Origin of the sequence: Pseudomonas sp. R62, from assembly GCF_000257605.1 — a bacterium.
Classification (GTDB): Bacteria; Pseudomonadota; Gammaproteobacteria; order Pseudomonadales; family Pseudomonadaceae; genus Aquipseudomonas; species Aquipseudomonas atacamensis.
The window spans coordinates 1-606 of the sequence record NZ_AHZM01000962.1 but is presented as its reverse complement, the minus strand read 5'-3'; the positions used below and the strand labels follow the sequence as shown (position 1 = coordinate 606).

General features: G+C 65.2%; 1 protein-coding gene. It reads left to right on the top strand.

Features of this window, described 5'->3' with window-relative positions; translation table 11 throughout:
• On the top strand, window positions 1-606 hold a 606-nt coding region (locus OQK_RS01360; protein ID WP_016770767.1), incomplete at both ends, for a glycosyltransferase family 2 protein.

The following is a 606-nucleotide window of genomic DNA, read 5'->3' as shown; positions in this document are numbered from 1 at the left end:
GGTCCGCAGCCTGTTGAACAGTGGCCTGCCTTGCCTGTTGGTCGACGACGGCAGCAGCCCGGCCTGCGCAGCGGTTCTGGCGCAACTGGCGACGATCGACAACGTCACCCTACTGACCTTGCCCACCAACCAGGGCAAGGGCGGTGCAGTGATGGCCGGGTTCCGCGAAGCCGCACGCCTGGGCTTCAGCCACGCCCTGCAAGTCGACGCCGACGGCCAACACGACCTGCGCGAAGTCGAGACCTTCCTCGACACCTCGCGCCGTCACCCCGATGCCATTATCTGCGGCTACCCCGAATACGACGACAGTGTGCCCAAAGGCCGCCTGTATGCGCGCTACCTGACCCACGTGTGGGTGTGGATCAACACCTTGTCGCTGCAGATCCGCGACTCGATGTGCGGCTTTCGCGTGTACCCGCTGACACCGGTGCTGGCGCTGATGGACTCGGCCTACATCGGCACGCGCATGGACCTCGACTCCGACATTCTGGTGCGCCTGGCCTGGCGCAACCAGCCAATGCGCTGGCTGCCGACCCAGGTGCACTACCCCGCCGACGGCCTGTCGCACTTCCGGTTGTTTCGTGACAACGTGCGCATTTCAGCCAT